This window comes from Ensifer sp. ENS06 (assembly GCF_014852205.1).
Classification (GTDB): domain Bacteria; phylum Pseudomonadota; class Alphaproteobacteria; order Rhizobiales; family Rhizobiaceae; genus Ensifer; species Ensifer adhaerens.
On sequence record NZ_JACVBC010000001.1, the window covers coordinates 1,088,022 to 1,113,539 of the forward strand.

28 protein-coding genes and 1 pseudogene are annotated in these 25,518 nt (G+C 62.7%); 19 read left to right on the top strand and 10 right to left on the bottom strand.

What is annotated here, in order from left to right; genetic code table 11:
- Positions 1-218 precede the first annotated feature (218 nt).
- Positions 219-650 carry an exopolysaccharide biosynthesis transcriptional regulator MucR gene (gene mucR / locus IB279_RS05410; RefSeq protein WP_034789336.1) on the top strand — a complete coding sequence of 144 codons (432 nt, stop codon included), beginning with the start codon at positions 219-221 and terminating at the stop codon, positions 648-650.
- A 132-nt stretch (positions 651-782) separates the two neighbouring features.
- Here mucR and IB279_RS05415 read toward each other — a convergent pair whose 3' ends face one another.
- The 3 genes from IB279_RS05415 to IB279_RS05425 all read right to left on the bottom strand — a co-directional run bounded on the left by IB279_RS05415 (position 783) and on the right by IB279_RS05425 (position 2,722).
- Positions 783-1,205: a SufE family protein gene (locus tag IB279_RS05415; protein ID WP_034789482.1), complete on the bottom strand. Its 423-nt coding sequence runs from the start codon at positions 1,203-1,205 to the stop codon at positions 783-785.
- A 174-nt stretch (positions 1,206-1,379) separates the two neighbouring features.
- Positions 1,380-2,090, bottom strand: a complete 711-nt coding sequence (locus tag IB279_RS05420) for a hypothetical protein (RefSeq protein WP_113188873.1) — start codon at positions 2,088-2,090, stop codon at positions 1,380-1,382.
- Between the two features lie 185 nt (positions 2,091-2,275).
- Positions 2,276-2,722, bottom strand: a complete 447-nt coding sequence (locus tag IB279_RS05425; protein WP_060604068.1) for a DUF5330 domain-containing protein — start codon at positions 2,720-2,722, stop codon at positions 2,276-2,278.
- 641 nt (positions 2,723-3,363) lie between these two features.
- Between IB279_RS05425 and IB279_RS05430 the strand changes: the two genes are divergently transcribed.
- From IB279_RS05430 to IB279_RS37925, 5 genes and pseudogenes are all read left to right on the top strand, one after another.
- Positions 3,364-4,929 (top strand): HAMP domain-containing sensor histidine kinase, encoded by a 1,566-nt coding sequence (locus IB279_RS05430; RefSeq protein ID WP_192339163.1) that lies wholly within the window; start codon positions 3,364-3,366, stop codon positions 4,927-4,929.
- A complete protein-coding gene (locus tag IB279_RS05435; protein WP_060584318.1) occupies positions 4,901-5,863 on the top strand; it encodes a peptidoglycan-binding domain-containing protein in 963 nt (320 codons plus the stop codon). The genes IB279_RS05430 and IB279_RS05435 overlap by 29 nt, the downstream gene beginning before the upstream one ends.
- Positions 5,864-5,942: 79 nt before the next feature.
- Positions 5,943-6,302, top strand: a complete 360-nt coding sequence (locus IB279_RS05440; RefSeq protein WP_034789344.1) for a DUF1491 family protein — start codon at positions 5,943-5,945, stop codon at positions 6,300-6,302.
- Positions 6,303-6,367: 65 nt separating this feature from the next.
- Positions 6,368-6,574: pseudogene (locus IB279_RS37920) on the top strand (MerR family transcriptional regulator); the annotation flags it as partial.
- A 159-nt stretch (positions 6,575-6,733) separates the two neighbouring features.
- Positions 6,734-7,291 carry a hypothetical protein gene (locus IB279_RS37925; RefSeq protein WP_309142273.1) on the top strand — a complete coding sequence of 186 codons (558 nt, stop codon included), beginning with the start codon at positions 6,734-6,736 and terminating at the stop codon, positions 7,289-7,291.
- 62 nt (positions 7,292-7,353) lie between these two features.
- Here the strand turns inward: IB279_RS37925 and IB279_RS05450 are convergent, their stop codons facing one another.
- Positions 7,354-8,427 carry a DUF2336 domain-containing protein gene (locus IB279_RS05450; protein ID WP_060584374.1) on the bottom strand — a complete coding sequence of 358 codons (1,074 nt, stop codon included), beginning with the start codon at positions 8,425-8,427 and terminating at the stop codon, positions 7,354-7,356.
- Positions 8,428-8,721: 294 nt separating this feature from the next.
- Here IB279_RS05450 and IB279_RS05455 point away from each other — a divergent pair, with 294 nt between their 5' ends.
- The 3 genes from IB279_RS05455 to IB279_RS05465 all read left to right on the top strand — a co-directional run bounded on the left by IB279_RS05455 (position 8,722) and on the right by IB279_RS05465 (position 10,354).
- A complete protein-coding gene (locus IB279_RS05455; protein WP_113188871.1) occupies positions 8,722-9,423 on the top strand; it encodes an SH3 domain-containing protein in 702 nt (233 codons plus the stop codon).
- A gap of 155 nt (positions 9,424-9,578) precedes the next feature.
- Complete coding sequence (locus IB279_RS05460) at positions 9,579-9,860, top strand: hypothetical protein (RefSeq protein WP_192339120.1); 282 nt, start codon at positions 9,579-9,581, stop codon at positions 9,858-9,860.
- 323 nt (positions 9,861-10,183) lie between these two features.
- A complete protein-coding gene (locus IB279_RS05465) occupies positions 10,184-10,354 on the top strand; it encodes a hypothetical protein (RefSeq protein WP_164475067.1) in 171 nt (56 codons plus the stop codon).
- 182 nt (positions 10,355-10,536) lie between these two features.
- Here IB279_RS05465 and IB279_RS05470 read toward each other — a convergent pair whose 3' ends face one another.
- The 3 genes from IB279_RS05470 to IB279_RS05480 form a co-directional block, all read right to left on the bottom strand.
- Positions 10,537-11,082, bottom strand: coding sequence for a hypothetical protein (locus IB279_RS05470; RefSeq protein WP_060516209.1), 546 nt, complete (start codon positions 11,080-11,082; stop codon positions 10,537-10,539).
- Complete coding sequence (locus IB279_RS05475; RefSeq protein WP_060604076.1) at positions 11,075-11,662, bottom strand: DUF1214 domain-containing protein; 588 nt, start codon at positions 11,660-11,662, stop codon at positions 11,075-11,077. Before IB279_RS05475 ends, IB279_RS05470 begins: the two co-directional genes overlap by 8 nt.
- 156 nt (positions 11,663-11,818) lie before the next feature.
- Positions 11,819-14,035, bottom strand: a complete 2,217-nt coding sequence (locus IB279_RS05480; protein WP_113188870.1) for a transglycosylase domain-containing protein — start codon at positions 14,033-14,035, stop codon at positions 11,819-11,821.
- Between the two features lie 152 nt (positions 14,036-14,187).
- On the opposite strand from IB279_RS05480, the gene IB279_RS05485 reads away from it, so the two are divergent.
- Positions 14,188-14,655, top strand: a complete 468-nt coding sequence (locus IB279_RS05485; RefSeq protein ID WP_034789489.1) for a YcgN family cysteine cluster protein — start codon at positions 14,188-14,190, stop codon at positions 14,653-14,655.
- Positions 14,656-14,711: 56 nt separating this feature from the next.
- On the opposite strand, the gene IB279_RS05490 is transcribed toward IB279_RS05485, so the two are convergent.
- From IB279_RS05490 to IB279_RS05500, 3 genes are all read right to left on the bottom strand, one after another.
- Positions 14,712-15,050 carry an MmcQ/YjbR family DNA-binding protein gene (locus tag IB279_RS05490; protein ID WP_034789357.1) on the bottom strand — a complete coding sequence of 113 codons (339 nt, stop codon included), beginning with the start codon at positions 15,048-15,050 and terminating at the stop codon, positions 14,712-14,714.
- 314 nt (positions 15,051-15,364) lie between these two features.
- Complete coding sequence (locus tag IB279_RS05495; protein ID WP_164475066.1) at positions 15,365-15,505, bottom strand: hypothetical protein; 141 nt, start codon at positions 15,503-15,505, stop codon at positions 15,365-15,367.
- 90 nt (positions 15,506-15,595) lie between these two features.
- On the bottom strand, positions 15,596-15,793 hold the full coding sequence (locus IB279_RS05500; protein ID WP_162741297.1) for a hypothetical protein: 198 nt from the start codon (positions 15,791-15,793) through the stop codon (positions 15,596-15,598).
- A 519-nt stretch (positions 15,794-16,312) separates the two neighbouring features.
- Here IB279_RS05500 and IB279_RS05505 point away from each other — a divergent pair.
- From IB279_RS05505 to IB279_RS05545, 9 genes are all read left to right on the top strand, one after another.
- A complete protein-coding gene (locus IB279_RS05505; RefSeq protein WP_034789359.1) occupies positions 16,313-16,567 on the top strand; it encodes a hypothetical protein in 255 nt (84 codons plus the stop codon).
- A 140-nt stretch (positions 16,568-16,707) separates the two neighbouring features.
- Positions 16,708-17,379 carry a two-component system response regulator FeuP gene (gene feuP / locus IB279_RS05510; RefSeq protein ID WP_113188869.1) on the top strand — a complete coding sequence of 224 codons (672 nt, stop codon included), beginning with the start codon at positions 16,708-16,710 and terminating at the stop codon, positions 17,377-17,379.
- A complete protein-coding gene (locus IB279_RS05515) occupies positions 17,369-18,754 on the top strand; it encodes a HAMP domain-containing sensor histidine kinase (RefSeq protein ID WP_034789363.1) in 1,386 nt (461 codons plus the stop codon). Before feuP ends, IB279_RS05515 begins: the two co-directional genes overlap by 11 nt.
- 237 nt (positions 18,755-18,991) lie before the next feature.
- Positions 18,992-19,432: a membrane protein gene (locus IB279_RS05520; protein WP_034789364.1), complete on the top strand. Its 441-nt coding sequence runs from the start codon at positions 18,992-18,994 to the stop codon at positions 19,430-19,432.
- A 130-nt stretch (positions 19,433-19,562) separates the two neighbouring features.
- A complete protein-coding gene (ccmI, locus tag IB279_RS05525; protein ID WP_113188868.1) occupies positions 19,563-20,705 on the top strand; it encodes a c-type cytochrome biogenesis protein CcmI in 1,143 nt (380 codons plus the stop codon).
- Entirely contained in the window at positions 20,702-21,154 is a 453-nt protein-coding gene (gene ccmE / locus IB279_RS05530) for a cytochrome c maturation protein CcmE (RefSeq protein ID WP_034789366.1), read from the top strand. The genes ccmI and ccmE overlap by 4 nt, the downstream gene beginning before the upstream one ends.
- A complete protein-coding gene (locus IB279_RS05535) occupies positions 21,151-23,139 on the top strand; it encodes a heme lyase CcmF/NrfE family subunit (protein WP_113188867.1) in 1,989 nt (662 codons plus the stop codon). The genes ccmE and IB279_RS05535 overlap by 4 nt, the downstream gene beginning before the upstream one ends.
- The gene (locus tag IB279_RS05540) at positions 23,136-23,591 is read left to right on the top strand and encodes a cytochrome c-type biogenesis protein (protein ID WP_034789377.1); all 456 of its coding nucleotides are present in this window, start codon (positions 23,136-23,138) and stop codon (positions 23,589-23,591) included. The genes IB279_RS05535 and IB279_RS05540 overlap by 4 nt, the downstream gene beginning before the upstream one ends.
- A gap of 327 nt (positions 23,592-23,918) precedes the next feature.
- Positions 23,919-25,478 carry a Do family serine endopeptidase gene (locus IB279_RS05545; RefSeq protein WP_060604088.1) on the top strand — a complete coding sequence of 520 codons (1,560 nt, stop codon included), beginning with the start codon at positions 23,919-23,921 and terminating at the stop codon, positions 25,476-25,478.
- The last annotated feature ends 40 nt before the right edge of the window (positions 25,479-25,518 follow it).

Below are 25,518 nucleotides of genomic sequence, written 5' to 3' on the forward strand. Positions count from 1 at the left end.
TTGTGAATGCTGATTGTTGCTTTGAGAGTTCGGTCGTCACCGGTGACTCGGCAGCAGGTTTTGTAATCAAATTCCAGCTCTTGATATCGCGGCCGGTGTTTCTCCTTGCCGCGTTGATGGTCCATCCCAAGGCAGCCAAGGCTTCCTGACGGCTCTTGCAAGCGTTCCTCCCCCGAAACGCCGTTTCGGGTTGTGCTTAAGTCCGATAGGAGAAAGAAATGACTGAAACAGCGCTTGGCGCGAGCCATGAACTTCTGGTTGAGCTGACGGCGGAAATCGTTGCCGCTTACGTCAGCAATCATGTGGTTCCGGTCGCCGAGCTTTCCACGCTGATCGCAGATGTGCATTCGGCGCTGAACAACACGGCGGCTCCCGCGCCGGTCGTCATCCCCGTCGAAAAGCCGAAGCCGGCCGTATCGGTCCGCAAGTCCGTTCAGGACGACCAGATCACCTGCCTCGAATGCGGCGGCACCTTCAAGTCGCTGAAGCGCCACCTGATGACCCACCACAATCTGTCGCCGGAAGAATACCGCGAGAAGTGGGACCTGCCGACCGATTACCCGATGGTCGCGCCCGCCTATGCGGAAGCACGTTCGCGCCTCGCCAAGGAAATGGGTCTCGGCCAGCGCCGCAAGCGTCGCGGCAAGTAAGACTGGTCGTCCCGCGGGCCCAATTGCCCCGCGCATGACGGATATGGGCATGTTCACAAAGGCCGGACCAGAGTGTCCGGCCTTTGTGTTTCGATGGCAATGGAGAAGGTCGTGCGTCCGGCCCCGCGCTGTTCAAGCCGCCAGGCGAAGCTCCGCCTCGTTCTTGATGCGGCGGATCATCGAGCGCAGACCGTTGGCGCGCTGGGTCGACAGATGCTCGATCAGGCCGATCTTGCCGAAGGTGTCGATCGCATCGATCCGGGCGATGTCGGAGGCATGTTTGCCGGAGTAGATGGCAAGCACGATGGCGACGAGCCCGCGCACGATATGGGCGTCGGACTCGCCCTCGAAATTAAGGACGGGATCCTCGGGATTGCCGGCCGCATTGGTGACGAGCCAGACTTGGCTGGCACAACCCTGAACCTTGTTTTCCTGCGTGCGCTTGGCCTCGGGCATTTCCGGCAGCGCTTTGCCGAGCTCGATCACATAGCGATAGCGATCCTCCCATTCTTCAAGAAAGGCGAAATCGTCGATGATCTGGTCGAGCGTCGTCATGGTCCGGTCCATTCGTCGGGAGATTATAGGCTCGCCGGTCCTTGCCGCGAACACTTTCATTCCTGTTCTTGCCCGCCGCTTTCACGCGCTCGAGCTTTCAGCCTTCATATAGGCGATGGCAGAGCCATTGAGAACCGGCAAATATACGACGGATGCGGAGCACCTATCTCTTGGTCAGACCGAGATGCTTGTCGGGATACTGATTGAAACGGTCACGTTGCCGCCAGCGCCCTCGATATTGCCGGTGGCGGCCGAAAGCGACTGGCCGGCGGTCCGGGCCTCATCCGCATCGCGGCCGGATCCCTTGGCGCGTAATTCCTGCTCCGCCTTGCGCAGCAGTTGCTTCACTTGTTCGGCAACGGATTTGAGTTCGGCTGCCACCTTCGCCAGGGGATCGGAGCCGCCGTCATCCCCGCCGAATTCGCGATAGGCACGCTCGGCAAAGCTTGTCCGTTCCGAAGAGGGCTCAGCCTCACCGCCGGCCACGGGGGCATCGGTTTGCGCGCTGGACGCATCTGCTTGCACGGTGCCGGCATCGGCAAGCACGGCTGCGGCCGAGGCGGATGCGACGCCGCTTGCCGCTCCCCCGCCGCCGGCGCCGGCCAGCTGTTGGGCGGCCGTGCCGAGCTGTTGTGCAAGCTGCTTGGCGAGCCTTGCAAGCGTTTCCGGGTCCGATGCGAAGAACCGGAGCATGCGGAGCTGCTCCTTGACTTCGTCGAGCTTCTTTTTAGCGGCAGCGGCGCGGTTCGCAGCACTTTCGTCATCGCGGCCAAGAAGCAGGGCGGTCGAGGCAGGGCTCTTGCTTTCGCCAACTGCGCCGGGGGCGGCGCCGGACGCCGCCGGGCGTGTCACGCTGGCGTTCGAGAAAAGCCCATAAATCTGCATTGTCTGCCTCCAGCCGTCGGTGCGGCGGACCTAAGCAGGCAGGGCTTGCGTGTGGCTGTGCGGCGAGAAAATCAGCGGTTGCGGGTGCAAAAAAGAAAACGCCGCGAGGGGATGGGATCCTCGCGGCGGCCGCAACGGGACGGCAAGTCAGGCAGTAAGTCAGGAATGTGCAGGATGCGGCGCGGTCACTGGATAACGGCAGCCTTGGGGTCGAGGCGCTTTTCCGGAACCGGGGTGCGCTTGAAGACGGGTTCGGCGTCGAGGGTGCTGACCTCGGTCGCCGGAGCTGCCACGTCGGCAGCCGGCGTGACCGTACCGGTCGTCACCTTGGCATCCGGCGTCGTGGCATCGGTTTCGGCAAACTGTGTGTCGAGGAATTCGTAGGCGATGCGGGCGCCTTCGCGGGCTCGGTGGCCGAGGGCAACGAAGGTTTCGGCACCCTTCTGGCAGACATCCGGCTTCTGGATGCAGATGGCGCTGATGTATTGGAACGCCTCATTGGCAGCAGAGAAGGTGTCGCCGAGTTCTACTTTCGGGGCGTGTTCGAGTTTCTGCGCGCTCGAAGGGTCGAGGAACGGCAGCAACACCAGTACCAGCGAAAACCAGAATGTCGCCTTGATGAGAAACCACATGTTCTGCCCATCCTTCGTTCGGCTGCCGCGGCCCGCCAGTCTTGTAGCCGGCTTTTGCACCTTCGACATCCCGCAGCGCCGTGGTATCCCCTGATACCCGTTCACGCCACCTTCTAATCCTTGGAGCCTGCCGGCGTTCTCTTGGTGCCCGGCCCCTTGTTGAGATCGACATTACGGCGGGAATCACAAGACGGCTTTTCGAAATCGAGCGGCATTTGCTTCAAATTTTAATGAAATGCCGGTGTCCGGCGATTTGCAGGGCATTTGTGTCGCATTTTAGCGTTCGCCGTTAAGGTTCGTGGCAGAGCCGGGCGCGGCAACCCCGAACGCAGCGGCAATCGCACGCCAAAAGCCGCGCCACAATCGTTAACACAGTGCAGAAAATGCACAGAAATCCGTTGCTTACGCCCCATTAACCACAAGAAATGAAGGTCGCCCGATTTGGCTCAAAACGGGATTTTTCGACCGTTTCGCACGGTTCCGGCACGGCCGCGTTTATTCTTTCATTAAGCCGGGGATGCGAGATTCCGACATGTCACGAGGCGGCTTGAGTCTCGATCCAAAGGGTCGTGAAAACAGAGAGCGTCGGCCTCGCAAGAACAACAAATGTAGCAGGGTAAAGCGTGAGCGTATTGCGTAACATGGCTGGCAGATGGACGTCCCGTGTGGACGAGGTCGCGGCCCTGTGGCTTCCCCGTCGTGAGGCGTCTTCGCCGGCCGATCTCCGCCATGCGAAGCGTTTGCGCACGCTGGCAGCGGTTTCCCTGACGGCCCTGCCGGTGGTGCCGCTTGCCCTGTCGCTCGCCATGCCCGTGTCTTCGGCTCTTCCTTTGGGCACCGCTCTTTGGGCCTCGGCCTCGCTGCTTGCGGCTGCCGGCGCGATTGTTCGCGGCCGCGCGCCGGAAGAGGTGGCGCCGCCATTGGAGCCGGTCGTTCCGGATCTGTCTGCCGCCTATGACCTCTTTGCGGGTCTGGTGACTGTGCATGATCTGCGCGGCAACGTGCTTTCCGTGCACGGCCGCGACGCGGCCGAGCATCTGACCCTGATGCGCGATCCAGCGGGCCGCGGTTTCATCGAGCAGATCCACATATCCGATCGCATCACCTTCCTGAGCGCGATCGACATTCTTCGCCAGGGCGGCGACCGGGCGACGGTCGACATCCGCATCGAGCGGCGCACGCTGCCGATCGAAGGCGAACAGTTCGTCTATATGTCCTGTGAGCTGGCGCCGCTGCGGGACGACAACGGCCGGCTGGTCGCGATCCTCGCCCAGTCGCGTGATGTCTCGCAAGAAGCGGGCCTGCGCGCCGAAGCTGCGGCCAGAACGGCCGAGGCGGTATCGGCAAACGATGCCAAGACGCGCTTCCTTGCCGCCGTCAGCCACGAACTGCGCACGCCGCTCAATGCCATTCTCGGCTTTTCCGACGTGCTTGCCGGCGAGTATTTCGGCAAGCTCGAGAACGATCGCCAGCGCGAATATGTGGGCCTGATCCATAAGTCCGGTGAGCACCTGCTTTCCGTCGTCAACACCATGCTCGACATGAGCAAGATCGAAGCCGGTCGCTACGAGCTGATGCCCGAGCGCTTCGGTGTGGCCGAAGCCGTCTCCGCCTGCGAGGCGATGTTGTCGCACCAGGCCACGGAAAAGGGCGTGAAGCTTGCAAGCCGCATCACCCGCGGCATCGGCGAGATCAACGCAGACCAGCGCGCCTTCCAGCAGATCCTCATCAATCTGGTCGGCAATGCCATCAAGTTCACCGATCAGGGCGGCGTCGTCACGATCGATGCGGAGGCCGACGGCGCGATGCTGAAGCTTTCCGTCAGCGATACCGGCATCGGGATTGCGGCCGACAAGCTGGCGCTGCTTGGTCAACCTTTTGTCCAGATCCAGAACGATTATACTCGCCGCTACGAAGGCACCGGCCTTGGCCTCTCGCTGGTCAAGGGTCTGGTGGCGTTGCACGGCGGAGAGCTTTCCATCCGTAGCCGCGAAGGCGAGGGTACCGTCATCGTCGTCACGCTGCCGCGTGATGGCTCCGGTATCGCCTGCGCGGAGCAGGAAGAAGCGCGTACGCCGGTGACGGTGGAATTTCCGCCGCGCCTGAAGGATTGTGATGTCGCCCCGGCCGCCGAAGGGGGGCGGTTCGAGGGGAAAAGCTTGAACGAGGAACGGGGATATGGCACCGCGCAAGCGAAAACAGCCTGACCGGAAAAAGGCTGCGCGGCAAACGCCCGGCCTGGCCGTGCGCGGGCTGGTCCTTGCCGGACGGGGTGCTGGGCTTGCCGGTCGTCTGATGGCGCGCCATCCGTTGGTGTCCGGTGGCTCGGCCGCCTTCCTCGTCGTGTTCTCCTTCGTTGCGGCCAATGCCATGTGGTATCAGCACGGCACGCACCCGTCGCCGCTGTTGCGCACCCGCGTCCCGCTCGTCAGCGCCGAAACGGCGCAGCGAATCGCCATCGCCAAGGGCGAGGAGATCGAGCCGCGAAAGGTGACCACCTTCGTTATCGAGCGCGAGGGTGAGGCAAAGGCTGAAAACGTCGAGGATGTGATCGCGTCTGCCTCCGCGGACGTGGCGTCGGAAAAGCCGTCGCCCGAACGGGTCGCGAGCGTGCCGGATCCGGCGCAGTCGAAGCTTGTCTCCGAGATCCAGAAGGAATTGGGCCGGATCGGCCTTTATGACGGCGCGCCGGACGGACGGAGCGGTCCGCGCACGGCAGCAGCGATCCTGCGGTTCGAGGAGCGGGCGGGTCGCACGGGAACCGGCGCGGCGAGCGTCGAGCTGCTGCAGGCCTTGAAGTCTGCACCGGCTGAAAAGGCCGCCGCGGTTCCGGCTGGACGGCCGCTTTCCGAAACGAAGGGCGGGGGCGTGGAAATCGATCCGGTCGCTGCGGCCATCCGCTCGGCCGAGAAGGAAAGCACCTTCGTTCCGCGCGCGGAAATTCCGGTATCGAGCGAACTGGTGCTGAACATCCAGAAGGGTCTCAGCAACCTCGCCTATGCGGACGTGGCGGTCGACGGTGTTGCCGGAGAACAGACGCGGGCAGCCATTCGCCACTTCGAAAAGCACTACCGCCTGCCACAGACCGGCGAACCCAATCCCCAGGTGCTGAAGAAGCTCAAGGAAATCGGCGCGCTCTGACGCATTTAATGCACGCCCCGCGCCTGTCGTCGCTCAGCTGCGGTTTGCCTCCTTCGCTCCGCGCGTGTATCAGCCTCCCATGCGCCTGAAGTCCCACATCTTCGTCTCGTCCCTGCTGCGTCGTGCGTTTTCGCTTGGCGGCTATGCCGCGGTGCTGCGCAAGGGAGCAGAGGACGCCGGCGCGATCTTCATTCGCCAGCGGACGCGTTTGGGCACCGAGACGCTCTTTGCCCCGGCGCCGCAGAATTTCTTCGCCGACGAGATTGATCTCGGCCGCAAGTTCGAAGTGCGGCTCAGCGACAGCGACGCCGAGCAGGTCGACGCGGCGCTTGCAAGCGAGATCCGCTTCGATCCGGATTGCTGGATCGTGGAGATCGAACTGGACGACCGCGGCGATCTGTTCGAGGTCGTTGCCGAAGATGGAAAAGGCCGGCCCTGACGCCGTCGTGCCGAATGCGCCGACCTGCTTGACTCTCCACTTAGTGGAGGCCGTAGGACGCGTTTATGGGCGATCAAATCTTTTCGATAGGCGAAGTTTCGAAGCTGAGCGGCATACCGGTCCGGCGGCTTCGGTTTTACTCGGACAAGGGGTTGCTGCCACCGTCCACACGGACGGAGAGCGGTTACCGTATGTATTCCGGGGCCGACCTGGCGCGGCTGGACCTCGTTCTTGCCCTGCGTGAAGCGGGCGTGAGCCTCGCGGACATCAGCAAGATCCTGGCCAACCGAACCTCGTTTACCGACGTTCTGGCTTTGCGGCTTCGAACGCTCGAAACGGAAATCCGGTCAAAGCGCCGGATCGCCACGGCCTTGAGAATGGCTTTGAGGATCCATGAACCCTCCCCAACGGATCTCAGGAGATTGTGGACCGTGACCAGGATTTCAAAGACGGAATTTCGTGCCGCGCTCGAGCGTTTCTATGATGACGTCGCCGGCGGCGCGCCGATGGATGCGGCGTGGAAGACGAAAATGATTGATGCCGGTGCGCCGGACCTGCCGGACGACCCGACAGCCGAACAGGTCGACGCCTGGGCTGAACTGATGGAGATGCTGTCGGACAAGGCCTATGCCGCCGAGATGCGCGCCTACATGTCGGATCTGTGGACCGAAGAGTTCGATCCCGCCGCCTACGCTCAAGCCGCCGAAGCCACCTTTGCGCGGGTGAGGGCGGCGATCGAAAACAACCTTGCTCCACAATCAGCCGTCGGCAGAGAGATCGCTGCCGATTGGCTGGCGCAGTCGGCAAGGGCGATGAAGCGGGCTCCGGATCAGGTTTTCCTGGATTGGCAGCTCGAACAGTACCGCAAGCACCACGCCCGTTCGGCGCGTTACCAGGAATTGATGGCGGTGTTGCAGGGGCAGGCGCCGCAGGCTCCGACCGGTCGTGAGTGGAGCTGGATCATCGACGCGATGAAGCAGCTTTTCTAGGGCGGGGAGGTCGGCTCCATCGCCGAAGTTGCGAGACATGCCCGCATGAACGGCAGCATGTGTCAGCCGCGGCGGCGGCCAAATAGTCGCTGCGGCTGGCCGTTGACGGACGTTGCTGCAACTTTGCGCGGGCCGACGTGGCGCGTGTCGTTTGCAGTATTTTCGGCAAAATAGGCTTCGTGCCTTGCCGCGGGCGCCGCGTCTTCGGCTTCCGCCTCGAGCCAGGCATCGAGCTGCGCGCGACAGGCGGTGCGGTCCATGGCGCCAATCAAGGCGGCGGCATGGCTGGTTTCGCCAAAGGGCTCGCGAAGATGTGGATAGAGGGCCTGAAGCACGAAGCCGGCATCGGCCACATCGACGTCGAGTGCGACCAGGCTCGTTGCCAGCATCTGTCCGGAAATATCGAGCAGGATGCGCTCGACCTGCGCATCCCTGGTGCCGAGCGCCTGACCGAGGACACGCGAGAACAGGATAATCTCGCCGCTCCTCGCAAAACGCACGAGCAGAGCGGCATGTACGTCTGTCATCGCCGCGGACGACGGCGTCTGTGGAATATTTTGCGGGCGGGCGCCAGCGAGCGCCTTGATCTCGCGGCGAAGCGCCTCTTCGCGCGCTGTACGCAATGAAGCGGCTTCGTCTTCCTGGCTCGCTTGCTCTGCTGCTGCCGCTTTCACGGCGCTGCTGCGCGCTGCCAGTCCCGGCGGGTTGTGATGTTCGACGAGCGCATCGACGACGAGCGGAGAGAGGTTCGGGCGGCGGCCAATGGCGGCGGCATGTTCCGGCCCGCGCTCACGGATGATCGTTATCAGCGTCCGGTCCGCGATCGCCTTCGAACGGGTCAGGAAAATTGCCGCGATGGCGATCGGCATACCGCCGATCAGCGCTGCGACTGTCTCTGGAATTTGCTGGCATTGCGAAAGGGCGGCTGCAGCCTGCCGGCGGGCTTCGTTGCTGGAACCAAGGAAGAGCGGCTCGAACAGCTCGGCAAATTGCTTCATGTCCGACTTGCGGGGAAAACGCAGGCTTTCGAAACCGGTGACGGTCGCCATCAGGACGACGTCCTTCAAGCGGCCAGTCTGTGGCCTTTCCAACTCACGAAAGCGATCCGTCACGATAATTCCCTGCACGCAAAACATGATCGCCATTGCCGGCGATCCGGAACGGCACACGTCGCAAAAATTAGAAGAAAAGCGTTAGCGTACTGTTAACTATGGATGTTGGAGCTTTATTCAGGCTTGCGGCACAGCGAGGGCGGGCGGAGCGCCTACGGATCGCCGCGCCGGCACGGCAAATCTCGGGGACATCCGCGGCCGTAGCCATAAAAAATCCACATGCTGTCATGAGTTATCGCGGCGACGGTGAAGGGCCCGGACGCCCGCCGACGTTTGGGGCCGTGTGAAGAGGGGCCTCTCCATGGGAGATATGGAACTGTGAAGAAATTTATTCTGCGCGCAGCGGCGGTCTGCGCGCTCCTTGTGGCTCCGGCGATTGCGCAGGCTGCGGAGGGTTTTGCTACCGCCAACGTCAACATGCGCTCGGGTCCGAGCACGCGCTACCCGGCGGTGTCGATGATCCCGGTGGGCGAATCAGTCGAAATCCATGGCTGCCTTGCGGATCTGCCGTGGTGCGACGTGTCGTTCTACGGCGGCCGTGGCTGGGTTGCCGGCCGTTATGTCCAGGCCGACTATCGCCGCAACCGCGTCTATGTCGAACCGCGTTATTATCGCCCGCTCGGCATTCCGACGGTTGTCTTCCAGTTCGACAACTATTGGGACCGCAACTACCGCGGCCGCGATTTCTATCGTGAACGCGATCGCTGGCGCCGCGGACCGGATTGGGTCGATGACCGGCGTGATCGCCGAGATTGGGAGCGGCAGCGCGAGCGCGACCGCCGTGACTGGGAGCGTGAGCGGCGCAGCAATCAGCGCGACTGGGAGCGCCGGCAGCGCGACGAGGACAAGTGGCGCGACGACGAATGGCGCCGTCAGCGCACGGAACGCGAGGATCGGCGTGATTGGGAACGCCGCGACGACGGCGTGCGCGTGCGGCAGGACGACGGCGCCGTCTATGAGCGCGCCCGTCCGGCTCCGATGGTTCGCTGCCAGATCGACGATCCCTACTGCGAGAACTGATCCGCACACGGCGCGTCGGCGCGCCTTGTCTGATGGGAAAAAAACGGGCGGCCCTGGTCGCCCGTTTTGCGTTTCGCGAACCTGCTTTCAACGGTTTTTGGCGGAACCAAACGCCAGCCGGCGCGTTGAGCCCGCGCAGACAAGGGAGCGTTGTAATGGTCGAAAAGAAACTGCAAGCGGTGGAAAAAGTTGCCGTGAGTGAAGCCGAATCGGACGCCCGCGCCGAGGTTGACGCACAGATCGCCGAGCTGCGCGCGGAAATCGCCCGCCTGACGGAAGCGGTCACGGCGATCGGAACGAGCACGAAAGCGGTTGTGCAGGGCGAGGCGGATCTTCTGGCTGAGCGCGTGCGCGAGCGTGTGCGCGAAGAGCCTCTGTCGACCCTGGTTGCCGTTGTGGGCGTGTCCTTCCTGTTCGGTTTGATGTCCCGGCGCTAGCGGGTGAGGCGGGTCTTCGCCCGGATTGCCGTTGTTACCTTGGATACATCGCCGGGACCGTTCGACAGACATACTGAACGCAGGTTGGGGTTGCAGATCGTTTATTAGTAATCTGTTAACCAACCTGTGGCTCAATCGAAGTGGACCCGGTATCATCGGGTCGCGTCGTGAACCAGAACAGCAACATCCGGGCGACCGGAAGAAGGAGCAAACGAGAAAGGCGCGCCTGTCCAGGAAAGATCTGGGAAAATGCGCTGGCCCGAGAAGGGCAGGGTGAAATCTGTACGGTAGTTCATCCGTCTCAAGACTTTGTGGAGACGAGCATGGCAGACGTTATCAGAATTCAGGACCGCAAGGTTCGTATACCTCCGCACCGGCCTCCGGCCATTTCGGGTGGAGCGAAAGTGCTGCTGTTCACCGGCATCCGCTACGAGCGCCTCGATCGCGACCCGCAGCCGACAGCGCCGGACGGACGCCGCATCAAGAAGCAGTGAGCCGCGGCACTCCTGCGTATTAGGCGACACAAACGGTCGCGTTCAAGACACTGTCCTTGCCCGGTTCTGCGGGCCCATCCCCCATGCACTGCTGCGCCCGACGCGGAATCGAATCATCGCCGCGCATCTCGGCGTGGATTTTCTTAGCTTGCCCCTGTTGCTCGACGACCATAGCGGATGGTCTAGCGACGGAACGGTTCGCAGGTCGATTCCGCAAGGAAGTTCCGGACCTGCTCTTCAAAGCTGTCGACCGGCGCCATCGCTCTCAGCACGGCAAAGCCATCCTGTTCCTTCATCTCGACCATGATCGATTGTGCAAGCGCCTGTGGCGGAGATTTTCGCAACTCGACCAACTGGATTGGCGTTGCGACGACAAGGTCCAGTTTGCCGTTGACCGCCGTGTGGTCGTTCATGCTGAAGACCTCGTTCGAATTGCCGTCGAAGACGGCGAGCGACCAGAACGGCACGTTGCCGCTTGCGAGGAAACGCGCCGGTCCATCCGAGATCGAGAAGCTGCAGACCGCGGTTCTCAGATAAGGATCGTCATTGGCAAGGCCAGTCGGCCCTGGTGTGCTGGTCAGCGCAAAGAAGCTGTCCATCTCCAAAAGCCCGAGGATGCGGGTATAGGCATCGCGGCCGGTGAACTGCGGCAGCGCCAGCACGATGATGATGTGCAGCAGGGCGGCGCCGACCAGGCCGAGAACTGTGGCGAAGAGCACGCTACGCATCGCCGCAACCCGTCTTGGTGATAACCGGCATGGCGAGATCGATCAGGCCGGACGAGCCGGCCGTCGGCGTATCGAGCAGCGTCAGCACCAGCCGGAACGTGCCCGAGTGGCGCACGGCCAGCCAGTTGTCGGGCCTCGCATTCGGCGACACATGGATGCTGAAGTTGCTGTTTTCGCCGCGCAGAACGCTCCAGGAATTGAGCGCCGAGGGGAGGTCGGAACCGGGCCTCAGTGGCAGGCCTTCGGCATTTGCGGCGTAAAGCGTCCAGAACCGGGCCTGCGGCGTCAGCCCCGCAACATCATAGGAGCAGGCCGCCTGAAGCTTCTCGCCCTTGCTATCGACCTGGGCACTGAACATCAGCCCTTCAGCGCCGCCATAGAGCAGTTCGCCGGCGCGCGCCCGATGTGCCTTGGCATAGGGGTCGGCATTGGCCGTCTGCGCCTCGGGAAAGGCGACCCAGGGGCCGATCGCGATCGAGCCGAAGCCGACGGTCGCTTTCAACGCCCATACCGCCGAGGCGATGCCGCCGCCGAAGGCGATGGCAAGGGTAAGCGCGACGAGGAAGGGGATTCGAAACAAGGGCGACTCTACCGGATATGGTCCTGCGGCTCAGCACCGCCGCGTTGACACCCTATGTCGCCGAAATCCGCGCCCGGCGCAACGGCGACCGCGTCGCCGGTCCCGAACCCGACACCGCAACCGCGAAGCGGAAGAAGAGTGGACATGCCCGAAACGTCAGTTGCTGGCGGCATCGGGCTGCGCCTGTGCGGACCGTGGTTCTTCATCCGCGCCGAGAGAGGCAAGCTTGCCGCCGGCCTTCTCGGGCGCCTTCAGTGCGGGGGCCTTTTCGAAGGTCTCGCCGATGCTGCGCAGCAGCCGGGTGACATCGGTCGAAAGCGAGCGTGGCCGCACCAGCGGCGGCAACGCGTTTTCGTCCGGCTTCGCGGTTGCCACCTGCGGCGGCTGCTTCGCCGGCGCCGTCGGCGCGGTGATCCCCGGGATCGTCCGGTGTTCGATGCCCTGTTCGGCGTAGTCCATCAGCCGCTTGAAGGTCATCGCCGGCAACGAGCCGCCGGTCATGTTGTTGGTCGAGGTGTAGTCGTCGTTGCCGAACCAGACCGCGGTCGTATAGTCGCCGGTGAAGCCCACGAACCAGGCGTCGCGATAGGCCTGTGTTGTGCCGGTTTTGCCGCCGACGACGATGCCGTTGTCGAGCGCGGCCTTGCGCGCCGTACCGATGACCGGGATCTGCGTCAGCATGGAGTTCATCGACGTATTGGCGGTTTCGGAGAGGATGCGCCGGGCCGGCGGCTCGTCACGTCCGAAATCGTAGAGAATGTCGCCGTCATAGTTGAGGACCTGGCTGATCCCGTGCCGGCGTGACTGCATGCCACCGGCTGGGAAGACCGCGTACGCCGTCGCCTGGTCGAGCACGGTTACTTCCGAGGTGCCGAGCGGCATGGTCTTGTCCGTGCGGATCGGCGTCTCGATGCCCATGTCCTTGGCCGTCTGGGCGATCAGGTCAGTGCCGAGCTTGTCCTTGGCGAGGCGCACGGGAATGGTGTTGATCGACTTGGCGATGGCCGTCAGGATGGTGATGCGGCCGGCATAGCTGCGGCCATAATTCTGCGGCGACCATCCGCGCCAGGTGATCGGCGCGTCGACGACAACCGTTTCCGGCGTCATGCCCTTTTCCATCGCTGCCGCGTAGGTATAGACCTTGAAGGAAGAGCCCGGCTGACGCAGGGCCCGTGTCGCACGGTTGAACTGGCTCTCGCCATAATCGCGGCCGCCGACCATGGCCCGCACGGCGCCGCCGTTTTCGACCATCACCAGCGCACCCTGCTTCACGCGGAAGCTCTCGCCATATTGGCGCAGGCTCGATTCCACCGAATCTTCAGCGGCATTCTGCAGGCCCATGTCGATCGTGGTGCGCACGATCAGCGAATGCTGTGCGAAGGGGCGGGCGATGCGCTGGACTTCGTCGAAAGCCCAGTCGAGGAAGAAGTCGGGCGCCTTCACCTGGGCGCGGTCGATGACCGTCGCCGGGTTGAGGCGTGCGGCGATCACCTGGCCTTCGGTCATCAGGCCGCCCTGGACGAGGTTGGTCAGAACCTCGTTGGCGCGTCCGCGTGCGGCCGGCAGGTTGACGTGCGGGGCGTAGCGGGCTGGCGCCTTGAAGAGGCCGGCAAGCATCGCCGACTCGGCAAGGCTCACGTCGGTGATCGACTTGCCGAAATAGAACTGCGCCGCGGCTGCCGCACCGAAGGTGCCGCCGCCCATATAGGCGCGGTCGAGATAGAGCCGGAGGATTTCCTTCTTCGACAGGTTGCATTCGAGCCAGACGGCGAGGAAAGCTTCCTTGATCTTGCGTTCGATCGTCCGCTCGTTCGACAGAAAGAGGTTCTTGGCGAGCTGCTGCGTCAGTGTCGAACCGCCCTGGACGACTCCACCGGCGCGCGCATTTTCGGTCATGGCGCGGGCAAGGCCGAGGAAGTCGATGCCCCAGTGGTCAAAGAAGCGCCGGTCTTCGGTCGCCAGCACCGCCTTGATCAGATGATCGGGCAGCTCGTCGATCGGCACGGAATCTTCGTGGATGATGCCACGATGGCCGATCTCGTTGCCGTAACGATCGAGGAAGGTGACGGCGAAATCGCTCTGGGCACGCCAGTTGCCCTTGGTTTCCTCGAAGGCAGGAAGGGCGAGCGCCAGCATCAGCACCGAACCGACAGTGCCCCAGTTCATGCCTTCGCCGAGCACCTCGAAGACGGCTTTTTTCCAGCCCGTGACGCGGAAGCGGCGGAAGAAGATGGTAGTGTCTTCCCACCATTGCCCCAGCTTGAAACCGGCATTCCAGACTGAGGAATCGATCCAGGAGTCGATCCTGAGAAAGATGTGCCGTTTCTTCGGCCGATTATCGTCTTTCCTCGGTTCCCGCACGGTCTCAACCACCTGAAGGCTCTACGGCATCATGCCGGCGCCATGTAATATTTGCACGGCGTCAAATTCCAATCTACTTGCATATCGCGCCGCCGGCCTTAAAAAACCGGCAATTTTCTGCGAAATTTCTGTATCGCGAGCGATTTGACGAAAGTGTGATGACGATGGGCGAAATGCCTTTCTGGAAGGCGAAAAGCCTTGAAGACATGACCGATACCGAGTGGGAAAGCCTCTGTGACGGCTGCGGCCTCTGTTGTCTCAACAAGCTCGAGGATTGGGACACCGGCGAGATCGCCTGGACCTCGATCCGCTGCACGCTTCTCGATGGCGAGAGCTGTCGCTGCAAGGACTATCCCAACCGCCAGGCGACGGTGCCCGACTGCATCCAGCTGACGCCGAAGGCCGTGCGCGAGATCACCTGGCTGCCGCCGACCTGCGGCTACCGGCTGGTGGCTGAAGGGCGCGATCTCTACTGGTGGCATCCGTTGATTTCGGCCGATCCGGAAACGGTTCACGCCGCGGGCATTTCCGTCCGTGGCCGCACCGTTGCGGAAGACGGCATCGACGTCGACGACTATGAGGATTATCTCGTCACCTGGCCGCTGGAAGTGGGGCAAGAAAACGTGGAGTGACAAGGGGTTAGTCGAGACGGCGGAATCGTTTTGGCAGTGTGTCGGCCGCGACGCCTCTAATGGCTGCCGCCGTTCTTCTTGACGAGGCTCTTCGGCGCAACGTTGCGCCACGCCGTCTCCATCGACTGCCGCACGAGATCCTCGTCGGCCTGGACGAAATAGAGCGAGGTCCAGCCACGGTCGCCCCAGCCGCCAGGCACCGCGGCGCAGACGCCGGGTTCCATCTCCAGAAGCATGCGCTGCTGATCCGGTGTGAACTTGAAAACGGCGCGCCCGGCTTCCGGCAGGCTCATGAAAATACGCTTCCCAACGCGGAAATCTCGCGTTCCGAAATGCGCATTTTCCTCCGTTCCAGGCAGGCTCAGCGCGAGTCTTTCGATCTCTTCCGTCAGCATGAAGAAAGATTAACATGCTTTTGCCGAATGGCAAAAAGGCTGAAAATCACTACAAAAAATGCAAGGGGTGTCCTTGAAGCGCGGGCTCGAGAAGGGCGCTGGCGGAGCCTGATCGGGCTGCCTTTATGGCCTTTGCGGTCAGTGGTCGATCACCCGCGGCATAGGGCCGGAAACGCCGCGACCGGCGGTGGTAGGCTCACCGCCGGTTCGCTACGGAATGTCGAAAAACGCCTAAAACAGGCGCTGTCCGACGACAATCTTTGGAAATGGAAGTGCAGGCCCGGTGACGCCTAGGCGCGCCAATCAGGCAGGCCTCATTCGGCCGGTGCGACCGGCTTCGGCGTTGCCTCGCTCGCGGCGCGCATCTCACGCCATTCGCTCTCGAAACGGTCGAGCAACGATTGCGGTACTTTGGACTGCTGAGATGCGGGCTGGTTGTTTGCGAGCGTCTGCATGCGATCCTCCCGGGTTCTGTGACGGTTTCATGATGTATGGTGTGGCGGACAATTTCACATCGCAAAGGCTTTGTAAATCAGTGGCTTAAATCATTTAAACGATTGAAAAATCTTTAAATCGATTAATTTTTCGTTTATACACAGCACGCATCGCGCCAGGACGTCAACAGGTTTAAGTTGCAGGTATTTTTGAAGTAATTTGCGCGCATAGATTGCGGCAAAGGGCCAGCCGGTTCGCGGCCCTTTATTAACAGAGAAACGGTGCTGCGGCGTGATCGGTGCCGTCATGACGGATTGCGTCGGCAGGTTCGAAGGACGCGATGGCTGAGCCTTGTTCGGGAGCGGCGCCGACGACCTGAATCAATTTCTGAGATGTTTGATTCACGCTGCGAGCGACAGCCGCCAAAGGATTCAAAAGAATCGAGAAAATGCGTGCGCAGCCATGCCGCGCTTGATCGGGAACGGGCTCTTTCGCGTTAGCGCATGCCGGCGAAGAGATGCTAACGAAACATGCTTAACGAAAGCTGACCGTTGTCCGGCGTCGTCGGGCGGCCTTGGGTTCCGGGCCGTGTTCCTCGCGTGATCGCGTCGCTAAAACTGTCGCAGGAAGCGGCTATGGCTTGGCAAGGGAATGAGCAATGCGGGTTTCCACCAGGGAAGAATCGCCGCAATCTAAGGTCGGAATTCGGGGAAGGTAATGCGTTTCCCGGTAGTGCCTGCCGGTCCAAATGGCCGACATTCATTTGCCATTCAGCCTCGTTCGGTTATTGCTTCTGCCATGATGCTTCCCAAGTCGAAAGTGCGTTCATGTCTTCACCAGTGATCATAGCCGCGCTTGCTGCAGGCCTCGCCGGCTTCAGCCCGCCTGCGATCAGCGTGCCGTCGGATATTGTCGTTCGTGTGTCCGGCGATTGCAGCGCGGCTGCAGCGCAGGTCGTTGCCGACACTGGTGGCGAGTTGCTGTCGGCACAGCCGACGTCCGATGGCCAGTGCGTGATCACCGTGCTTGTTCCTGGCAATGGCGGTAGGCCGAAGAAGGTCACCGTCAAGGTGCCGATGTAGGCTATCCCTGCAGCGCCGCGTGCCGTATCAGGCGTACGAAGGTCGCTGTAGCACTTTGAATGGCTGCGTGTTCTTATCCTTAAATCAGCCAGATTTGGCGAAGCATGCAGCAGGATGGCCGCGAGAGGAAGTAAAGACGGATGCGCATTCTGATTGTCGAGGACGACGCCAACCTGAACCGGCAGCTCGCCGAGGTGCTGAAGGAGGCCGGCTACGTCGTTGACCAGGCCTATGATGGCGAGGAGGGGCACTATCTCGGCGACGCCGAGCCCTATGATGCCGTGATCCTCGATATCGGCCTGCCGGAAATGGACGGCATCACCGTGCTTGAGAAATGGCGCGGCGACGGCAAGACTATGCCGGTCCTGATCCTGACGGCGCGTGATCGCTGGAGCGACAAGGTGGCCGGCATCGATGCCGGCGCTGACGACTATGTTGCCAAGCCCTTCCACGTCGAAGAAGTTCTTGCCCGCATCCGCGCCCTGATCCGGCGCGCCGCCGGCCATGCGAGCTCGGAGATCGTCTGCGGCCCGGTCCGCCTCGACACCAAGGGTTCCAAGGCAACGGTCGATGGCATCGCATTGAAGCTGACGTCGCACGAGTTCCGGCTGCTCTCCTATCTCATGCACCACATGGGCCAGGTCGTTTCGCGCACAGAATTGGTCGAGCATATGTACGATCAGGATTTCGATCGCGATTCCAATACGATCGAAGTGTTCATCGGCCGGCTGCGCAAGAAGATCGGCAACGATCTGATCGAAACGGTGCGCGGTCTCGGATACCGAATGCAAGCGCCGGGCAATGGCAATTAGATCGCTCACCGCACGCGTTCTGGTGGTTTCCACCGTCTGGGCGGTGGTGGCTCTCGTCGTGATCGGCGTAGTGATTTCCGAGCTTTATCGCCAGGGCTCCGAGCGCGGTTTCAAAGACCTGCTGCGCGCCCAGCTCTTCAACGTCGTCAACTCGATCTCCGTCAACGAGAGGACGGTGCTGTCGGGCAGTCCGCAGCTTGGCGACCTCCGGTTTTCGCAGCCGCAGACCGGCTGGTACTGGATCGTCGATCCGATCGGTGAGTTCGATACGCCGCCCCTGATCTCGACCTCGCTCGGCAACGGCAAGCTACCGATCGCCAGCGTCGACGAGGTGCCGTTCGATACCGGCTATGTTCGCTTCTACACCACCAAGGATCCCTTCGGGAACGAGGTCGAGGTCTCCGAGACCGAGGTCGTTCTCGACATCCAGGGCCATACGGCGCGCTTTCGCGTGGCGGGCAACCGCGACGTGCTCGAAGCCGATATCAACCGCTTCACCCGCAACCTGACGATCGCGCTCTCCATCTTCGGTCTGGGCGGGCTCGGGGTCAACGCGCTCACCATTCTCTTCGGCCTGAGGCCGCTCGATGAGGTCCGGCGCTCGATGGAGAAGATCCGCGCCGGCGAAAGCGAACGGTTGGACGGCGCTTTCCCGCGTGAGATCCAGCCGCTCGCCAACGAGGTCAATGCCCTGATCGACAGCAACCGCCGCATCGTCGAGCGCGCCCGCATGCAGGTCGGCAATCTTGCCCATTCGCTGAAGACACCGATCGCGGTCCTGCTCAACGAGGCCCGGGTGCTCGAGGCATCGCATGGCGAGTTGGTGCGCACTCAGGTCGATGCAATGCAGACCCAGGTTCAATCCTATCTGAGCCGCGCCCGGATTGCGGCGCAGCGCGAGTCCGTGCTGGCGCGGACCGAAGCGCAGCCGGCGCTCGAACGCCTCGTGCGCGTCATGCGCAAGCTCAATCCGGAAAAGCAGGTCCATCTGTCGATCAACCCGCCGGGACTGGTTCTTGCCATGGAGCTGCAGGACGTCGAGGAGACCGTTGGCAACCTGCTCGAAAATGCCGCCCGCCACGCCCGTGGCGAGGTGTGGCTGAATGTCAGGCCGGCACCGAGCGAGGTTCATGCCAAGGAGCCCGGCCGGCAGTGGATCGTTCTCGACATCGACGACGACGGGCCGGGGCTCAATCCCGACCAGATCGCCGTGGCAATGAAGCGCGGCAAGCGGCTCGACGAAAGCAAGCCCGGAACCGGGCTCGGTCTTTCGATCGTCAGCGAGATCGTCCGGGAGTATCAGGGCACCATCACCCTGTCGCGACGGGACGAGGGAGGGTTGCGTGCGGAACTGGTTTTGCCGGCGGCCGTTTAGAGGGTGATGAGGAAATGCGCGGGTCCGGCGTCGCTCGCTTGCGAATCCATCGTGATTTAGGGGTCACACCCGTGCTTGAAAATGTCACACCCGCAGGGCTCGCCGTTGCCTCGGCACGCGGGGAATGCCAAAAGAAAATCAAGGACTAGTCGTCATCGTGCTCGAATGGAACGAGCTTAAGAATGCGGCTTCGGATAGGATGATTGAGTGTCGCGGATCATGAGGAACCAGGCAGAAATGACACGGGCTATTGTCGTCGGCGGCAGGATCGTTGTGATCGCCTCGGCCGTCGCGCTTGCCGGATGCGGCACGACGGGCAGCAAGGGCGCGGCCGCCGGCCTCGGCTCGACGGCAACGCGTGGTGCCACCTCGACCAATTACATCGCGGCACTCCAGGGTGGGGTGATCGCGCGTCTCACCGATCTCGACATCGGGACATCCGACCGTCAGCGCGCTCTGGAAGCGGAGTACCGCGCACTTGAAGCGGCCCCCGGTGGGCAGCCGGTGACCTGGGACGGGCGCGGCGTCAACGGTTCGGTCGTTGCGGCCGCTCCCTATCAGGTCGGGTCGCAGAACTGCCGCCAGTATAGCCACACGGTTACCGTCAAGGGACAGCCGAAGACGGCGCGGGGTGCTGCCTGCCGCAACCCGGACGGCAGCTGGACACCGCTGACCTAAGGCGTAGCCGGCCGGGCTCTCCCGGATGTGCTCAGGCGGATCGAGCCGCCGTTGCGGCGAAACGCCTCAAATCTCCGTCATAAGGGGTTTTCGAGTTGGAATGGCATGGGGGCCATAGTATTGAGCTTCCATGTTGTTCTGGATCCTCGTCGCCACTCTGACGGCGGCTGTCGCTGTCGTGCTCATCCTTCCGCTGCTGCGGGCGGGGGAAGCCCCGTCGTCTCCCCACAGCCATGATGTCGAGGTCTATCGCGACCAGCTCGAAGAGTTGAAGCGGGACCAGGATAGCGGCCTGATCGGCGGCGACGACGCCGAGCTTGCGCGCGCCGAAGTTGCGCGCCGGCTGCTGGCCGCTGGCGAGAGCGACAGTGAGGCGACTGCGGCTGCCGCGCCGCGCCGCGGTGTCAGCCGCCTGGCCCAGGCCTTCGTGCTTCTCTGTCTTCCGGCCGTCGGCCTCTGTCTTTACTTGCTGACGGGCAGCCCGGGCATGCCGGCGCAGCCGCTGGCCGCACGCCTGGCCGATCCCAATGGCGACATCAACATCCTGATTGCCAAGGCTGAGAACCATCTGGCGGTAAACCCGAATGATGGCGCCGGCTGGGACCTCCTTGCGCCGATCTACATGCGCAACGGCCGTGTCGAAGATGCGGTCGATGCCTATGACCGGGCGATCCGCCTGCTTGGCCCGACGCCGGCACGTCTCGGCGGCTATGCCGAGGCGATGGTCGTGCAGTCCGACGGCGTCGTGACGAGCAAGGCGCAGGACGCGCTGAAGCAGGCGCTGACGCTCGATCCCAATGACCCGCGCTCGGAATTCTATCTTGCCCTCGGCCTCAAGCAGGAAGGCAAGAGCGCGGAAGCGCTGACTGCCTTCAACCGACTGGTCGCGACATCACCCGCCGACGCGCCCTGGCTGCCGCTCGTCAAGCAGCACGTGGCAGAACTGGGGGGCGCCGGCGCCACCAGCGCTGCAGCGCCCGGCAATCCAAGTGCCGATGACGTGGCCGCCGCCGAAAGCATGAGCGCCGGCGATCGCCAGGAAATGATCCGGGACATGGTCGGCAGCCTCGAAAGCCGGCTGAAGGAAAATCCGGATAATCTCGAAGGCTGGGCGCGTCTGATCCGCTCCCATGTTGTCCTTGATCAACGAGACAAGGCACTGGCCGCGCTAAGGGAGGGCCTGAAAACCTTCCCGGCCGATGGCGACGGCGGCAAGCAGCTGCTGGCGCTGGCGCGTGAGCTCGGGATTGCCACCGACGGAGTAACGCAATGACGCGCAAACAAAAAAGACTGGCGATCATCGGCGGCGGTGTCGGCTTCCTGGTGCTTGCAGCCTTCCTCGTGATGTTCGCCTTCAGCCAGGCGATCGCCTATTTCTATGTGCCGAGCGACCTCGAAAAGGCCAACGTACCGCCGGGAACCCGCATCCGCCTCGGCGGTGTCGTCGAAACCGGCTCCGTCAAGCGCGGTGACGGTAAGACGGTGACCTTCACCGTCACCGATACGCTGAGCGGTGTGCCGGTCACCTATACCGGCATCCTGCCTGACCTGTTCCGCGAAGGGCAGGGTGTGGTGACGGAGGGAACCTTCGTTGCCGGAAGCTCGGTCTTCGTGGCCGATTCCGTTCTTGCCAAGCATGACGAGACCTATATGCCCAAGGATGTCGCCGACCGTTTGAAGGCGCAGGGCGTCGAGCTCAGCGGGAAGGAAACCATCAAGTGATCATCGAGCTCGGACACTACGCTCTGGTTCTGGCGTTGGCGACGGCGGTCATTCAGGCCGCCTTACCGATCCTTGGCGCACGATTGAACGATCGCGGCCTGATGGAACTCGCATCCAGCGCCGCCGTCGCCTGCTTTCTGCTCGTCGCTTTCGCTTTTGCCGTCCTCACCTTCGCCTATGTGACCTCGGATTTCTCGGTCCGCAACGTCTGGGAAAACTCCCATTCGCTGAAGCCGCTGATCTACAAGATCTCGGGCGTCTGGGGGAACCATGAAGGCTCGATGCTGCTGTGGCTGTTGATCCTGACGTTCTTTTCGGCGCTGGTTGCCGCCTTTGGGCGCAACCTGCCGGAGACTTTGAAGGCAAACGTACTCGCCGTGCAGGCTTGGATCGCGATGGCCTTCGCGCTCTTCATCCTGCTGACGTCCAATCCGTTCGCTCGGCTGATGCCCGCGCCGGGCGAGGGCAAGGACCTGAACCCGATCCTGCAGGACGTCGGCCTCGCCATTCATCCGCCGTTGCTCTACCTCGGCTATGTCGGTTTCTCGGTCTGCTTCTCCTTTGCCATCGCGGCCTTGATCGAGGGCCGCATCGACGCCGCCTGGGCTCGCTGGGTCCGTCCCTGGACGCTTGCCGCCTGGACCTTTCTCACCGCCGGGATCTCCATGGGTTCGTACTGGGCCTATTACGAGCTCGGCTGGGGTGGCTGGTGGTTCTGGGATCCGGTCGAAAACGCCTCCTTCATGCCGTGGCTCGCGGGTACGGCGCTTTTGCATTCGGCGCTGGTCATGGAAAAGCGCGAGGCGCTGAAGATCTGGACCGTGCTGCTTGCGATCATGACCTTCTCGCTGTCGCTGCTCGGCACCTTCCTCGTGCGTTCGGGTGTCCTGACTTCGGTCCACGCCTTCGCCACCGACCCGACGCGCGGCATCTTCATCCTCGCCATTCTCGTCTTCTTCATCGGCGGTGCGTTCACGCTCTTCGCCCTGCGCGCCTCGCACCTGAAAGCCGGCGGCATCTTCGCGCCGATCTCGCGTGAGGGTGCGCTGGTCTTCAACAATCTCATCCTGACGACGGCGACCGCGACGGTCCTGACCGGCACGCTCTATCCGTTGGTGCTCGAAGCGCTGACCGGCGACAAGATCTCCGTCGGGCCGCCCTTCTTCAACATGACCTTCGGCCTGTTGATGCTGCCGCTGCTCTTTGCGGTGCCTTTCGGCCCGCTGCTTGCCTGGAAGCGCGGCGACCTTGCTGGCGTTTCGCAGCGGCTCTTCGCAGCGGTTGCCATCGGCCTGCTCTTCGGCGTCACCTATTATTACTTCATGAATGGCGGCCCGGTTCTGGCGCTCTTCGGCATTGCCCTTGGCGTCTACGTGATTGTCGGTTCGTTGACGGACCTGGCGCTGCGCTCCGGCCTCGGCAAGGTCGCAGGCAACGTCGTCTGGCGGCGCTTCTCCGGCCTGCCGCGTTCGGCTTTCGGCACGGCGCTTGCGCATATCGGCCTCGGCGTCACCCTGATCGGCATCGTCGCCGTCACGGCCTTCGAGACCGAAACCGTGGTCGAGATGAAGCCCGGCATGACGGTGGATGCCGGTGGCTACACCCTGCGCTTCGACGGCATGCGCAATGGCAGCGGCCCGAACTATTCCGAGGAGTCCGGCCACTTCACCATCAGCCGCGGTGGCGCTGCGATTGACGACGTCTGGTCTTCGAAGCGTCTCTACCAGGCGCGCCGCATGCCGACGACCGAGGCGGGCATTCGCACCTTCGGCTTGAGCCAACTCTACGTCTCACTCGGCGATCAGATCAGCGAAGGCGGCATCGTCGTGCGCATCTGGTGGAAGCCGATGATCCTGTGCATCTGGGGCGGTACCCTGTTCATGATGGCGGGTGGTTTCGTCTCCTTGAGCGACCGCCGCCTGCGCGTCGGCGCGCCGGCCAAGGCCAAGCGACCGAAGGCGGTGCCTATGGGAGCTGCGGAATGAACCGTCTGCTCCTGGCACTCCTGCTGTTGCTCGCGCCTGTCGGCTCGGCCTTTGCCGTCAACCCGGATGAAGTGCTTGCCGATCCCGCGCTTGAAGCGCGGGCGCGGGCGATCTCGGCGGAACTGCGCTGCATGGTCTGCCAGAACCAGTCGATCGACGATTCCAACGCCGAGCTTGCCAAGGACCTGCGCGTGCTTGTACGCGAGCGGCTGGCGAACGGCGACAGCGACAAGGCCGTCATCGATTACGTCGTGTCCCGCTATGGCGAATTCGTACTGCTGAAGCCGCGCTTCGAGACGAAGACCCTGATCCTCTGGGGCATGCCGGCGACCCTGCTTCTCGTCGGGGCGATTACCCTCGTCATCGCCTCTCGCCGTCGCGGCGCCCAGCCAAAAGGGACGCCGCTTTCCGAGGACGAGAAGGAAAAGCTGAAGAAGCTGCTTCAGCCTTAATGCAGCGCTCGCCGAACGCGCATTCGTTGGACCGGCTTCAGTACTAATCTCTTGATATCGCTTGAGATCCCTGCCGGTGGCGGGCAATGCCGTTCGCGCCAACGCGCAGTCCCCGGCAGGCCTTTGGCCGAGCCCGGGCCAGCTCTTCACAACATTACCAAAAATTCATTTTCCGGACAGAACTCAGTAAGGTCCCATCCGTTACATCTTTCGTCATAGGCTGTTCCTCCAGTCAGTCAAAACGAATTCCGCCTTCCCTGAGGCGGCTTCGCAACCAGGTTTCGGTGCCGTCTCCGATGGCATCTAGGAAGAGAAAAGGCAAAACGGATGTTTACGACCAAATCCCTGCGTCCCTCCCTCAAGACCGTTCTGAAAACCTCGACCATCGCCGGCCTTGCCGCCGTCATGCTGACCTCGGGTCTGCCGGCAAGCATCTCGCAATCCTTTGCCGATCCGGTGAAGGTGGAAGCGCCGTCGGTGCCGAGCTTTGCCAATGTCGTTGATGCCGTTTCGCCGGCCGTCGTTTCGGTGCGCGTCCAGTCGCGCGTCAACCCGGTGGCCGAAGATGGCGGCGACTTCAGCTTCGATTTCAACGGTCGCGGTTTCGACGATCTGCCCGACGATCACCCGCTGAAGCGCTTCTTCAAGGAATTCGGTCCGCGCGGCGATGACCGTGCCGACCGCGGCCCCAACCGCCGTGGCCCGCATGGCGAAGGCCGCCTGCGTCCGACCGCTCAGGGCTCCGGCTTCTTCATCTCCGAAGACGGCTACCTCGTCACCAACAACCACGTCGTTTCCGACGGTTCGGCCTTCACGGTCATCCTCAACGACGGCACCGAACTCGATGCCAAGCTGGTCGGCAAGGATAGCCGAACGGATCTCGCCGTGCTCAAGGTCGATGACAAGCGCAAGTTCACCTATGTCGGCTGGGCCGATGACAGCAAGGTCCGCGTCGGTGACTGGGTCGTTGCCGTCGGCAACCCGTTCGGTCTCGGCGGCACGGTGACCTCCGGCATCGTTTCGGCGCGTGGCCGCGATATCGGCTCCGGCCCCTATGACGATTACCTGCAGGTTGATGCGGCGGTGAACCGCGGTAACTCGGGCGGCCCGACCTTCAACCTCTCCGGTGAAGTCGTCGGCATCAATACCGCGATCTTCTCGCCGAGGGGCGGCGGCAACGTCGGTATCGCCTTTGCCATCCCGTCGACCGTTGCCAAGGATGTCGTCGCCGACCTGATCAAGGACGGCTCGGTTTCCCGCGGCTGGCTCGGCGTGCAGATCCAGCCCGTTACCAAGGACATCGCCGAATCGCTCGGCCTTTCGGAAGCAAGCGGCGCGCTCGTCGTCGAACCGCAGACCGGCTCGCCGGGTGAAAAGGCAGGCATCAAGAAGGGTGACGTCGTAACCGCGCTGAACGGCGACACGGTCAAGGATCCGCGTGACCTTGCCCGCAAGGTTGCGGCAATCCGCCCGGGCACCACGGTCGATCTGGCCCTGTGGCGCGATGGCAAGGCGGAAACCGTCAAACTCGAAATCGGCACGCTGCCCAAGGACGACAAGGACGCTGCCAAGAGCCAGGACGACCAGTCCGAAGAAGCCCAGCCGTCGAGCGAGCAGGCACTGGCCGACCTTGGCGTCTCTGTCGTGCCGTCTGATGATGGCAAGGGCGTCACCATCGCCTCGGTCGACGAAGACTCTGATGCCAGCGATCGCGGCCTGAAGCAGGGTGAAAAGATCGTCTCGGTGAACAATCAGGAGGTGAAGTCCGCCGACGACATCCTGAAGGTCATCAACACTGCCAAGAAGGACGGCCGTAGCAAGGCGCTTTTCCAGATCGAGGCCGACAACGGCAGCCGCTTCGTGGCCCTTCCGATCGACAAGGGCTGATCGCGGCAGTCAAATGATTGACCGGAGCGCCGCGATTTCC

Excerpts from the sequence above, each read along its gene's own strand:
- IB279_RS05490 (WP_034789357.1), bottom strand. The coding sequence starts at position 15,050 with ATGCTGACGGAAGAGATCGAAAGACTCGCGCTGAGCCTGCCTGGAACG.
- IB279_RS05435 (WP_060584318.1), top strand. The coding sequence starts at position 4,901 with ATGGCACCGCGCAAGCGAAAACAGCCTGACCGGAAAAAGGCTGCGCGG.
- IB279_RS05415 (WP_034789482.1), bottom strand. The coding sequence starts at position 1,205 with ATGACGACGCTCGACCAGATCATCGACGATTTCGCCTTTCTTGAAGAA.
- IB279_RS05500 (WP_162741297.1), bottom strand. The coding sequence starts at position 15,793 with ATGACGGCACCGATCACGCCGCAGCACCGTTTCTCTGTTAATAAAGGG.
- IB279_RS05515 (WP_034789363.1), top strand. The coding sequence starts at position 17,369 with ATGGCAATTAGATCGCTCACCGCACGCGTTCTGGTGGTTTCCACCGTC.
- IB279_RS05485 (WP_034789489.1), top strand. The coding sequence starts at position 14,188 with ATGGGCGAAATGCCTTTCTGGAAGGCGAAAAGCCTTGAAGACATGACC.
- IB279_RS05420 (WP_113188873.1), bottom strand. The coding sequence starts at position 2,090 with ATGCAGATTTATGGGCTTTTCTCGAACGCCAGCGTGACACGCCCGGCG.
- IB279_RS05540 (WP_034789377.1), top strand. The coding sequence starts at position 23,136 with ATGAACCGTCTGCTCCTGGCACTCCTGCTGTTGCTCGCGCCTGTCGGC.
- ccmE (WP_034789366.1), top strand. The coding sequence starts at position 20,702 with ATGACGCGCAAACAAAAAAGACTGGCGATCATCGGCGGCGGTGTCGGC.
- IB279_RS05450 (WP_060584374.1), bottom strand. The coding sequence starts at position 8,427 with ATGTTTTGCGTGCAGGGAATTATCGTGACGGATCGCTTTCGTGAGTTG.
- IB279_RS05495 (WP_164475066.1), bottom strand. The coding sequence starts at position 15,505 with ATGCAGACGCTCGCAAACAACCAGCCCGCATCTCAGCAGTCCAAAGTA.
- IB279_RS05520 (WP_034789364.1), top strand. The coding sequence starts at position 18,992 with ATGACACGGGCTATTGTCGTCGGCGGCAGGATCGTTGTGATCGCCTCG.
- ccmI (WP_113188868.1), top strand. The coding sequence starts at position 19,563 with ATGTTGTTCTGGATCCTCGTCGCCACTCTGACGGCGGCTGTCGCTGTC.
- IB279_RS05470 (WP_060516209.1), bottom strand. The coding sequence starts at position 11,082 with ATGCGTAGCGTGCTCTTCGCCACAGTTCTCGGCCTGGTCGGCGCCGCC.
- mucR (WP_034789336.1), top strand. The coding sequence starts at position 219 with ATGACTGAAACAGCGCTTGGCGCGAGCCATGAACTTCTGGTTGAGCTG.
- IB279_RS05440 (WP_034789344.1), top strand. The coding sequence starts at position 5,943 with ATGCGCCTGAAGTCCCACATCTTCGTCTCGTCCCTGCTGCGTCGTGCG.
- IB279_RS05425 (WP_060604068.1), bottom strand. The coding sequence starts at position 2,722 with ATGTGGTTTCTCATCAAGGCGACATTCTGGTTTTCGCTGGTACTGGTG.
- IB279_RS05430 (WP_192339163.1), top strand. The coding sequence starts at position 3,364 with ATGGCTGGCAGATGGACGTCCCGTGTGGACGAGGTCGCGGCCCTGTGG.
- IB279_RS05505 (WP_034789359.1), top strand. The coding sequence starts at position 16,313 with ATGTCTTCACCAGTGATCATAGCCGCGCTTGCTGCAGGCCTCGCCGGC.
- IB279_RS05465 (WP_164475067.1), top strand. The coding sequence starts at position 10,184 with ATGGCAGACGTTATCAGAATTCAGGACCGCAAGGTTCGTATACCTCCG.
- IB279_RS05460 (WP_192339120.1), top strand. The coding sequence starts at position 9,579 with ATGGTCGAAAAGAAACTGCAAGCGGTGGAAAAAGTTGCCGTGAGTGAA.
- IB279_RS05545 (WP_060604088.1), top strand. The coding sequence starts at position 23,919 with ATGTTTACGACCAAATCCCTGCGTCCCTCCCTCAAGACCGTTCTGAAA.
- feuP (WP_113188869.1), top strand. The coding sequence starts at position 16,708 with ATGCGCATTCTGATTGTCGAGGACGACGCCAACCTGAACCGGCAGCTC.